Here is a 10,519-nt window from a genome sequence, read left to right as displayed (position 1 = left end):
GGCTGTCCGGTCCGCACGGGCCGGTCCGCACGGGTCCGTCCGGTGCCCCGGCGGCGTCCGGGGCACCGGGCCCGTGACTACTGCCGGGCCCCTCGCCACCCCGACACGGGCAGCGCGAACTTCGCCACCAGCCGGTCGGTGAACGACGCGTGGTGCAGCCGGGCCAGGCGCACGGGCACGGCCCCCCGCCGCACCTCCACCCGCGCCCCCGGCGGCAGCTCGACCGTCCGCCGGCCGTCGCACCACAGGACACCGGGCGGGACGTGCGGCAGCACCTCGACCGCCAGCACCGAGTTCGGCGAGGTGACCAGCGGCTTCGCGAACAGCGCGTGCGCGCTGATCGGCACCATCAGCAGCGCCTCGACCTCGGGCCACACCACGGGCCCGCCCGCCGAGAAGGCGTACGCCGTCGACCCGGTCGGGGTCGACAGCACGATCCCGTCGCAACCGAACCCGGTCACCGGCCGCCCGTCGATCTCCAGCACCACTTCGAGCAGCTTCTCGGCGCCGGCCTTCTGCACGGCCGCCTCGTTCAGCGCCCAGTCGGTGTGCACGATGTCGCCGTTGCGGTGCACGACGACGTCGACGGTCATCCGCTCCTCGACCTCGTACGCCTTGGTCACCACCCGGTCGACGACCTTGTCGAGGTCGTCGCGCTCGGCCTCCGCGAGGAACCCGACGCTGCCCAGGTTCACGCCGAGCATCGGCACCCCGGACGCCCGCGCGAACTCGGCGCCGCGCAGCAGGGTGCCGTCACCGCCGAGGACGATGAGCAGCTCGCAGCCCTCCAGGCACTGCGGGGTGGCCTCCCCGACCAGCTCCACCTCCGGCGGCAGCGGCAGATCGCGCGCCTCCGCGTCCAACACGCGCACACCGATGCCGGACGCCAGCAACCCCTTGACCACGAGTTCGGCACTGCGGATGGCCGCGGGCCGCCCGGTGTGGGCGAGCAGGAAAACAGTACGAGCTCGGTTCTCTGTCAACGCGGCCCCTCCGCCACTGCACGGTCGACGTCGGCCGGGTCCAGTTCGGGGGCTCCGGCACGCAGCCACAGAAAGTACTCGACGTTGCCCGAGGGACCGGGCAGCGGACTGGCGGTGACGCCCTTCACCCCGAGCCCCAGTTCCCACGCCTTCCGGGCCACGCCCCGCACGGCCTCCGCCCGCAGCTGCGGACTCCGTACGACACCCCCGCTCCCCAGCCGTTCCTTCCCCACCTCGAACTGCGGCTTGACCATCATCACCAGGTCGGCGTCCGGCTTCACGCACCGCGCCAGGGCCGGCAGCACCAGCCCGAGCGGGATGAAGGACAGATCGCCCACGACAAGATCCACAGGTTCCCCATCGATCGCTTCAAGCGTCAACTCGCGTACGTTCGTACGGTCCTTGACGGTGACGCGTTCATCGCTCTGGAGAGACCAGGCAAGTTGTCCGTAACCCACGTCCACGGCGACGACCTGCGCAGCTCCCGCCCGCAGCAGTACGTCGGTGAAGCCGCCCGTGGACGCGCCCGCGTCCAGTGCCCGCCGTCCCTCGACGGCCAGCCCCTGCGGCACGAAGGCGGCGAGCGCCCCGGCGAGCTTGTGACCGCCGCGCGAGACGTACTCGGGGTCGCCGTCGTCGGACGCGACGACGATCGCCGCCGCGGTCTCCACCTGGGTGGCGGGCTTGGTCGCGACGGTCTTGCCGACCGTCACCCGGCCCGCGGCGATCAGCTGGCTGGCGTGCTCGCGCGAGCGCGCGAGCTTCCTGCGGACCAGCTCCGCGTCCAGACGGCGGCGTGCGACTCCTGCCACGTTCGGTTCAGCTCCTCGTCATCCCGTACGGCGGTCGGACCGTACGGCGGTCGAAAGGTGAGACCCGAAGGATCTCATCACGCGGTGGCGGCCGGAGGACGGGTGGGCGCCGGCAGTCCCGGGCGGACGTCGAGCGCGGTGAGCGCGTCACGCAGCCCCCGGTGCACATCCTCGTACACCTCGACGTGTCCGTCGGCGGCGAGGTGATCGGCGTCACCGAGCCGCTCCAGCAGCGCGTCCACGTCGGCGTTGCCGGTGGGGACGCGGGAGACCTCCAGCGGAGCGGGGGCGGCGGGGTCGGGTACCGGCCCGGCCTGCACGGTCGCCGCGTGCGTCGGGGTCACGGCCTCGGGCCCAGAGTCGGTCATGCCCCGACGCTATCGCGAACCGCTGCGGTACCGTCGATCACCATGGCCACCATCGAGGAGTGCCGCATCGCGCTCGAGAAGCTCTCCGAGTCCATGGGAGGCGCCGAGGGAGACGTCCGTGAGGCCGCCGCCCTGGACCGCTCGGTGAGCTGTCGCATCACCGACCTGGACGTCACCTTCGCCGGGCGGCTCGCCGGCGGCCGGATCGAGGTGCTCGACACCTATCCCGGTCCGCCGCGCCGCAAGGCCGAGATCCGGCTGGCGATGGCCGGCGACGATCTGGTGGCGCTGGTCGCGGGCAGGCTGAACTTCGCCAAGGCCTGGGGCTCGGGCCGGGTGAAGCTGGAGGCGGGCCTGCTCGACCTGTTCCGGCTCAGGAAGCTCCTGTAACGGCGCTTCCGGCTTCGGAGAACTCCTGTACCGGCGCGTCCGGTTCAGGAAGCTCCCGTGACGGCTTCCGGTTCAGGAAGCTCCCGTGACGGCGGCCGGCACCTCGGCCGCGGCGGCCTTCGCCGCACCGCGCGCCTTGCGCGCCGCCGGGACCACCAGCGGCGTCCCCGTCTCGGGGTCGTCGATGACCTGGCAGCGCAGCCCGAAGACCTCCTCGACCAGAGCGGCCGTGACGACCTCGCCGGGCTCGCCCTGGGCGATGACCCGCCCGCCGCGCAGCGCGATGAGATGCGTGGCGTACCGGGCCGCGTGGTTGAGGTCGTGCAGCACGGCGACCAGCGTGCGGCCCTGCTCCTCGTGCAGCTGGGCGCAGAGGTCGAGCACGTCGATCTGGTGCTGGATGTCCAGATAGGTCGTCGGCTCGTCGAGCAGCAGCAGCGGCGTCTGCTGGGCGAGCGCCATCGCGATCCACACGCGCTGGCGCTGGCCGCCGGAGAGTTCGTCGACATAGCGTTCGGCGAGCTCGGCGACACCGGTCTGCGCCATGGACTCCTGCACGACCCGCTCGTCCTCGGCCGACCACTGGCGCAGCAGCCCCTGATGCGGGTAGCGGCCGCGGCCCACCAGGTCGGCGACGGTGATCCCGTCCGGCGCGATCGACGACTGCGGCAGCAGGCCCAGGGTCCGCGCGACCTTCTTCGCGGGCATCGACTGGATGATCTGCCCGTCGAGCAGCACCCGGCCCTCACTCGGCTTCAGCATCCGCGACAGCGCCCGCAGGAGCGTCGACTTGCCGCACGCGTTCGGGCCGACGATCACCGTGAAGGAGTTGTCGGGTATCTCCACCGACAGCTGTTCGGCGATGACCCGCTGGTCGTAGGCGAGGGTGACGTTCTCTGCGGACAGACGGTTCACGGTGCTCCTCGGGTTGTTCGGTCCGCCGTCGGGGGTGGGGGCCGACGCGTCGACGGGGGTGGCGCTCATATCCGGCCCGCCCTGCGCTCGGTGACCAGCAGCCACAGCAGGTAGACGCCGCCGAGTACGCCGGTCACCACGCCCACGGGCAGCTGTTCGGCGCCGAAGGCCCGCTGCGAGGCCCAGTCGGCGGTGACCAGGAGGGCGGCGCCCATGCACAGCGACGGCACCAGATTCGGCCCGGGGGAACGGGTCAGCCGCCGGGCGAGCTGCGGCGCGGTGAGCGCCACGAAGCTGACGGGTCCCGCGGCGGCGGTGGCGGTCGCGGTGAGCAGGACGGCGGCCACCATCAGCAGCAGCCGTACGCGCTCCACCCGCACCCCGAGGGCGTTGGCCACGTCGTCGCCCATCTCCGTCATCCGCAGCCCGCGGGCGTTGGCGAGGACGAGCGGGACGAGCACCGCGCACAGACCGAGCAGCGGCCAGACCTGTGCCCAGTCGCGGCCGTCGAGGGAGCCGGTCATCCAGACGACGGCACGGGCCGCGTCCACGATGTCGGACTTGGTCAGCAGATAGCCGTTGACCGCCGTGACGACGGCCGACACGCCGATGCCGACCAGCACCAGCCGGTAGCCGTGCACCCCCTGCTTCCAGGACAGCAGGTAGATGGCGAGACCGGTCAGCAGACCGCCGGCAAGCGCGCCGAGGGTGACCTCGGTGGCGTCCCCGGACAGCAGCACGATCACCACGAGCGCGCCGGCCGTCGCCCCCTGTCCGAGGCCCAGCACGTCCGGACTGCCCAGCGGATTGCGGGTGATGGACTGGAACAGCGCACCGCCGAGCCCCAGCGAGGCACCCACCAGCAGACCGACCAGGACCCGCGGCAGCCGGAGTTCGTTGACGATGAACTCCTGCCCCGGCGTGCCGTCGCCCGCGAGCGTCCTGAGCACGTCGCCGGGCGGGATCGGGAAGTCGCCGGTGCCGATCAGGACCACGCTCGCGGCGAGCGCCGCGGCCAGCAGCAGCACGACGACGGTGACCGCGCGCACGTCCAGCCGGAGGGAGATCCCGCCCGGCATGCGCAGCGCGCCGATGGCCCGGTTCGCCCCGGTGGCCCGGTTCGCCTTGGTGTCCCGGGAGTTCTTCACTGCCGTCCTCACAGCTGCGCCGTCCTGCGTCGTCGTACGAGAAAGATGAAGACCGGGCCGCCGACGAGCGCGGTGACGATGCCCACTTGGAGTTCCGAGGGGCGCACGACCACCCGGCCGACGACGTCCGCGCCGAGCAGCAGCACGGGCGACAGGACGGCGGCGTACGGCATGATCCAGCGCATGTCGGGGCCCGTGAAGGAGCGCACGACGTGCGGCACCATCAGCCCGACGAACACGATGGGTCCGCAGGCGGCGGTCGCCGCTCCGCAGAGCACGGTGGCCGCGAGCATCGACAGCGCCCGGGTGCGGTTGAGATGGGCCCCCAGCGCCTTCGCGGTGTCGTCGCCCATGGACATCGCGTTGAGCGGCCGGGCGAGCGCGAGCGCGAGGAGCGTGCCGACGGCGAAGAACGGCAGCACCTGGGCGATGGTCGAGTCGGTCGCCGACGACAGCGACCCGACCGTCCAGAAGCGCATCCGGCCCAGCGCCGCCTTGTCCATGATCATCACGGCCTGGACATAGCCGTACAGCGCGGCGCTGATCGCGGTGCCGGCGAGCGCGAGCCGCACCGGGGTGGCGCCCCGGCTGCCGCCGAGGAACCACACCAGCGCGCCCACGGCCGCCGCGCCGAAGAAGGCGAACCACACATAGCCGCTCAGGCTGGTGACACCGAAGTAGGTGATGGCCGTGACGACCGCGGCGGACGCGCCCGCGTTGATCCCGAGCAGCCCGGGGTCGGCCAGCGGGTTGCGGGTGAGCGCCTGCAGGACGGCCCCCGACAGCCCGAGCGCCGCGCCGGCGAGCAGCCCGAGTAGGGTCCGCGACAGCCGCTCGTCGACCACGACGTCGCCGTAGGTGCCCGTGCTCGTGAACAGGCCGTGCCAGACCTGCTCCAGGGACAGCTCCTTCGCCCCGATCGCGATGCTCGCCATCGCGACGAGCGCCAGGACCGCGGCGGACAGGAGCAGCCCGAGGCTGCGAACCGCCCGGCGGGACGAGGGCGCGGGGGCGGTCGCCGCGCGCTGTTCAGGAGGACTGTCGACCAACACGCAGTTAGGTTAGCCTACCCTCCTATTTTCCCTCGACGTCCGGTGGTTCACCGGCGGAACTCACAACCCCAGCCGTGCCAGCGCCTTTCCGCCGTCCAGCGTGCACGCGCCGTCCCCGGCCGCGGTCCAGGCCGCCGCGCACAGCGCGCGCAGTCCGTCCAGGGCCTCGCCGTCACCCGTCAGTTCCAGCGTCTCCGCGCCGGCCGTCACCGTCCAGCCGCCGCAACGGAAACCCTGGCCCTCCGCGGTGACCTCCGGCTGCCCGGCCGACAGCCCCCGCAGGTCCGCGTCGACGTACGTCGGCCGGTGCTGCGGCGGGGCGGCGAGCAGCTGCGCGCCGTCGGTCACCCCGGTCAGCACGAGCAGGGAGTCGACCTCGCCGTTGAACGCGCCCTCGATGTCGGTGTCCAGCCGGTCGCCCACCACCAGCGGCCGCTCGGCGCCGGTCCGCAGGATCGTCTCCCGGTGCATCGGCGGCAACGGCTTGCCCGCCACCTGCGGTTCGGCGCCCGTCGCGATCCGCACGACCTGCACCGCGGCACCGTTGCCCGGCGCGATGCCGCGCCCGCTGGGAATCGTCAGATCGGTGTTGGACGCGAACCACGGCACCCCGCGCGCGACGGCGTAGGAAGCCTCCGCGAACCGTGCCCAGGTCAGATCCGGCCCTCCGTACCCCTGCACCACGGCCGCCGGCTCGTCGTCGGCCGACTCCACGGGCTCCAGGCCGCGCTCGCGCAGGGCGACCCGCAGCCCCTCCCCGCCGATCACCAGCACCCGGGAGCCGGCCGGCACCTGCTCGCTGATCAGCCGTGCCACCGCCTGCGCCGACGTGATGACGTCGCCCGCCTCCGTCGGAATCCCCAGCTCCGTCAGATGCCCGGCCACCGCGTCCGGCGTGCGCAGCGCGTTGTTCGTCACGTACGCCAGGTGCATGCCGCCCGCGCGGACCGCGGCCAGCGACTCCACCGCGTACGCGATCGCCTTGCCCCCCGCGTACACCACCCCGTCCAGATCGAGCAGCGCCGTGTCGTACGCCTTGCTCAGGGCCTGCCCACTGCCCTCGGGCCTTGTCCTGACGCTCCGGCTCATTCCGCATCGCTCCTCGGTCGATCCCTTTCCCAGATCATCTCTCATGCCACCGGCACACGTACGATGCCTGGATGAACCTTGCAGGTCACTCGGAAGCAACGGCGCGCCGAGGCCTGGAACTGACCCCGTTCCGAGGCCTGCGCTACGACCCCGACCGGGTCGGCAGCCTGGCAGCCGTGACGTCGCCCCCGTACGACGTGGTCGTCCGGCCCGACGGCGTGTACCACCTCCAGTCGGCCGATCCGCACAACATCGTCCGGTTGATCCTCCCGCAGGACACCACGCCCTCGGCCCGCAACGAACGCGCGGCCGACGCCCTGCACCGCTGGCTGGACGAGGGCATCCTGACCGCGGACGCCGAGCCGGGGATCTACGTCTACGAGCAGCGCGACGACGCGGGCCTCCTGCTCCAACGCGGTCTGATCGGCGCCCTGCGGCTGACCGAGCCGGCGGAGGGCGTGGTGCTGCCGCACGAGGACGTGATGCCGCACATCGTCGCGGACCGCGCCGCCCTCATGCGCGCCACCTCCGCGAACCTCGAACCGCTCCTGCTGACCTACCGCGGCGACGGCGACACCGCCGATGTCATCGAGCGCACGGCCGAGCGGGAGCCACTTCTGTCGACGACCACCGAGGACGGTTACGGCCACCGCCTCTGGTCGATCACCGACGCCGCCGATCTGGCCCGGGTGCAGACGGATCTCTCCCAGCACCAGGCCCTGATCGCCGACGGTCACCACCGCTGGGCGACGTATCTGCGTCTACGCGCGGAGCACTCCTCGCCCGGACCCTGGGACTACGGTCTCGTCCTCCTCGTCGACACGCTCCGCTACCCGCTGCGCGTCCGCGCGATCCACCGGCTCCTGCACACTCTCCCGATGGCCGACGCCCTGGCGGCCCTGACCGATCTCTTCCGTGTCCGGCACCTCGACGTCCCGCTGCCGGACGCCCTGAAAGCGCTCGCCGAAGCGGCCGAGACGGGCAACGCGTTCCTGCTGGCCGGCGACGGCTCCTTCCATCTGGTGGACCAGCCGGCCCCGGAACTCCTGGCCCGGACGGTCCCCACGGACCGCCCCGCGCTCTGGCGCACCCTGGACGCCACGGTCCTGCACGCCACGCTCCTCGAACACGTCTGGCGCATCCCCGAGGACTCCCCCGCCCATATCGCCTACATCCACGACACGGCCGCCACCGTGGAGAAGGCGGAGCGCGACGGCGGTACGGCCGTACTGATGCACCCGGTCCACGAGGAGATCGTCCGCGACCTCGCCCGGCAGGGCGTCACCATGCCCCGCAAGTCGACGTCCTTCGGCCCGAAGCCCGCATCGGGCCTGGTACTGCGCACGCTGGAGTTCTGACCCTCCGGGCACCGGCCCCGGACACACGGACCGGACATACGAAAGGGCGGGACCCCGTCACCGGGATCCCGCCCTCACTCAGCGCCGCAGGTCAGTCCTTGTCGACAGCCTTCGCGTCGACCTCGTCGTGCGCCTTGCCGTCGGCCTCGTCGTCGTCCTCGTCCTCGGAGAGGTCGTCGGCCGTGTCGTCGAGCGGCTCGTCGTCCTGGTCGTCGTCGCCCAGGTCGTCACTCACGTCGATGTCGCTGTCGTCATCGTCGTCATCTTCGTCATCGACATCCGCGTCGACATCCGCGTCGACGTCCGACTCGGCACGATCCCGGGACTCCTCGTGGGACTCGCTCTCGTCGTCGTCGAGGGCGTCGACGAACTCCACCCCGTCCAGCTCGGCGAGCCGGTCGGAGGCGTCCGTGCTGCCGTCCCGGTCGGCCTCCACGGCCTTCGCGAACCACTCCCGCGCCTCGCCACGCCGCTCGACGGCCAGCAGCGCGTCGGCGTACGCGTACCGCAGCCGCGCGGTCCACGGCTGTACGGAGCTGGAGGCCAGCTCGGGGCTCTGCAGCGTCACGATGGCCGCCTCAAGCTGCCCCATGTCACGCCGGGCACCGGCCGCGACGAGCCGCATCTCGACCTGCCCGGCCTTGTCCAGCTTGTGCACCTCGGGGGCGCCGGCCATGTCGAGGGCCTTCTCCGGCCGCCCGAGCCCACGCTCGCAGTCGGCCATGACAGGCCACAGCTCGACGGTGCCGGTCATCCGACGCGCGGCCCGGAACTCGGCGAGCGCCTCGCTGTACTTCTGGTTCGCGTACGCGGCGAAGCCGGCCGCCTCGCGCACGGCCGCGACCCGGGAAGCGAGCCGCAGGGCGATCCGCGAGTAGGCGTAGGCGCGCTCGGGCTCCTCGTCGATCAGCCGCGCGACCATCACCAGGTTCTTCGCGACGTCCTCGGCCAGCGTCTTCGGCAGGCTCAGCAGCTCCTGCCGCACGTCCTGGTCGATCTCCTCGCCGGTGACGTCCTCCGCGATCGGCAGCCGCTTGATCGGCTCACGGTCCCGGTCCCGCTCGTCACGGAAACGCCCGCCACCGCGCCGGTCGTCACGGCGGTCGTCCCGCCGGTCGTCACGGCCACGGAAACCGCCCGGACGGCCGGAACGGTCATCGCGCCGGTCGTCGCGGCGGGGACCACGGCTGCCGCGGTCGTCCCGCCCCTGGAACCCACCGCGATCGCCCCGGCTGTCGTCCCGACGGCCGTAGCCGCCACGGTCTCCACGGTCCTCACCACGCCGGTCGTCACGGCGGAAGTCGCCGCGGTCGTCACGACGGAAGGGAGGACGCTCACCACGGTCGTCACGACGGAAGGGAGGACGCTCACCACGGTCATCGCGACGGAAGTCACCGCGATCGTCACGCCGGTCGTCGCGGCGGAAGCCTCCGCGGTCACCGCCTGGACGGTCGTCACGGCGACCGTAGCCGCCAGCACGGTCGTCACGGCGGTCGTCACGACGGAAGGGGGGACGCTCGCCACGGTCGTCACGACGGAAGGGAGGGCGCTCGCCACGGTCATCGCGGCGCGGACCACCTGAACGGTCGTCACGCTGGTACGCCGGACGAGACCCACGCTCATCACGCCGGTCGTCGCGACGGTCGTCACGGCGGAAGTCGCCGCGGTCGTCACGACGGAAGGGGGGACGCTCACCGCGGTCGTCACGGCGCGGACCACCCGAACGGTCGTCACGACGGCCGTAGCCACCGCCCCCACGGTTGTCGTCACGGCGGAAGTCGCCGCGGTCGTCGCGACGGAAGGGGGGACGCTCGCCACGGTCATCGCGGCGCGGTCCACCTGAACGGTCGTCACGCTGGTACGCCGGACGAGACCCACGCTCATCACGCCGGTCGTCGCGACGGTCGTCACGGCGGAAGTCGCCGCGGTCGTCACGACGGAAGGGGGGACGCTCACCGCGGTCATCGCGACGGAAGGGGGGACGCTCGCCGCGGTCGTCACGGCGCGGACCGCCCGAACGGTCGTCACGACGGCCGTAGCCACCGCCCCCACGGTTGTCGTCACGGCGGAAACCACCGCGGTCGCCACGGTCGCCATCCCGCCGGTCGTCGCGGCGGAAGCCTCCGCGGTCACCGCCGCGGTCACCGCCACGGTCGCTGTCGCGACGGTCGTGGCCACCGCGGTCGTCACGGCGGAAGCCGCCACGGTCTCCGCGGTCTCCGTAGTGACCGCTTCGAGCACCACGGTCGCCACGATCACCACTGTCCCGTCGCCGCTGGTCGCGCTCCGGTCGATCGTCGGGAGAGTTGGTGGACATCGGTGACTCCTGTCTTCGGTACCCGGTACCGCATTCATTCTCGCGCAGCCGAGTACCCGGCGCGCTCCGGAAAAACAAAAAAGGACC

Annotated in this window: 10 protein-coding genes and 1 pseudogene; 2 read left to right on the top strand and 9 right to left on the bottom strand. The window is 72.4% G+C overall.

Annotation, left to right across the window (positions count from 1 at the left end):
• Positions 1-77: 77 nt before the first annotated feature.
• The 3 genes from ABT085_RS37665 to ABT085_RS37655 all read right to left on the bottom strand — a co-directional run bounded on the left by ABT085_RS37665 (position 78) and on the right by ABT085_RS37655 (position 2,163).
• Positions 78-983 carry an NAD kinase gene (locus tag ABT085_RS37665; protein ID WP_351618754.1) on the bottom strand — a complete coding sequence of 302 codons (906 nt, stop codon included), beginning with the start codon at positions 981-983 and terminating at the stop codon, positions 78-80.
• The gene (locus tag ABT085_RS37660; protein ID WP_351618752.1) at positions 980-1,795 is read right to left on the bottom strand and encodes a TlyA family RNA methyltransferase; all 816 of its coding nucleotides are present in this window, start codon (positions 1,793-1,795) and stop codon (positions 980-982) included. Before ABT085_RS37660 ends, ABT085_RS37665 begins: the two co-directional genes overlap by 4 nt.
• 77 nt (positions 1,796-1,872) lie before the next feature.
• Entirely contained in the window at positions 1,873-2,163 is a 291-nt protein-coding gene (locus tag ABT085_RS37655) for a hypothetical protein (protein ID WP_351618749.1), read from the bottom strand.
• Between the two features lie 42 nt (positions 2,164-2,205).
• Between ABT085_RS37655 and ABT085_RS37650 the strand changes: the two genes are divergently transcribed.
• Positions 2,206-2,553 (top strand): sterol-binding protein, encoded by a 348-nt coding sequence (locus ABT085_RS37650; protein ID WP_351618746.1) that lies wholly within the window; start codon positions 2,206-2,208, stop codon positions 2,551-2,553.
• A 72-nt stretch (positions 2,554-2,625) separates the two neighbouring features.
• Here ABT085_RS37650 and ABT085_RS37645 read toward each other — a convergent pair whose 3' ends face one another.
• From ABT085_RS37645 to ABT085_RS37630, 4 genes are all read right to left on the bottom strand, one after another.
• Entirely contained in the window at positions 2,626-3,537 is a 912-nt protein-coding gene (locus ABT085_RS37645) for an ABC transporter ATP-binding protein (RefSeq protein WP_351618743.1), read from the bottom strand.
• On the bottom strand, positions 3,534-4,547 hold the full coding sequence (locus ABT085_RS37640; protein ID WP_351618759.1) for a FecCD family ABC transporter permease: 1,014 nt from the start codon (positions 4,545-4,547) through the stop codon (positions 3,534-3,536). Before ABT085_RS37640 ends, ABT085_RS37645 begins: the two co-directional genes overlap by 4 nt.
• Before the next feature lie 77 nt (positions 4,548-4,624).
• Complete coding sequence (locus ABT085_RS37635) at positions 4,625-5,668, bottom strand: FecCD family ABC transporter permease (RefSeq protein WP_351618740.1); 1,044 nt, start codon at positions 5,666-5,668, stop codon at positions 4,625-4,627.
• A 60-nt stretch (positions 5,669-5,728) separates the two neighbouring features.
• Positions 5,729-6,757, bottom strand: coding sequence for an HAD hydrolase-like protein (locus tag ABT085_RS37630; protein ID WP_351618738.1), 1,029 nt, complete (start codon positions 6,755-6,757; stop codon positions 5,729-5,731).
• Between the two features lie 71 nt (positions 6,758-6,828).
• Here ABT085_RS37630 and ABT085_RS37625 point away from each other — a divergent pair, with 71 nt between their 5' ends.
• The gene (locus tag ABT085_RS37625; RefSeq protein ID WP_351618735.1) at positions 6,829-8,115 is read left to right on the top strand and encodes a DUF1015 family protein; all 1,287 of its coding nucleotides are present in this window, start codon (positions 6,829-6,831) and stop codon (positions 8,113-8,115) included.
• Positions 8,116-8,206: 91 nt separating this feature from the next.
• Here the strand turns inward: ABT085_RS37625 and ABT085_RS37620 are convergent, their stop codons facing one another.
• Positions 8,207-9,100, bottom strand: coding sequence for a hypothetical protein (locus ABT085_RS37620; protein ID WP_351618756.1), 894 nt, complete (start codon positions 9,098-9,100; stop codon positions 8,207-8,209).
• A 93-nt stretch (positions 9,101-9,193) separates the two neighbouring features.
• Positions 9,194-10,480 (bottom strand): annotated as a pseudogene (locus ABT085_RS46860) (hypothetical protein); the annotation flags it as partial.
• Positions 10,481-10,519 lie beyond the last annotated feature (39 nt).

The sequence above is a fragment of the Streptomyces sp. NPDC002265 genome, from assembly GCF_040296125.1.
In the GTDB taxonomy this organism is placed as follows: Bacteria; Actinomycetota; Actinomycetes; order Streptomycetales; family Streptomycetaceae; genus Streptomyces.
The sequence above is the reverse complement of the archived record's forward strand: the minus strand, read 5'-3'. Positions and strand labels throughout refer to the sequence as shown.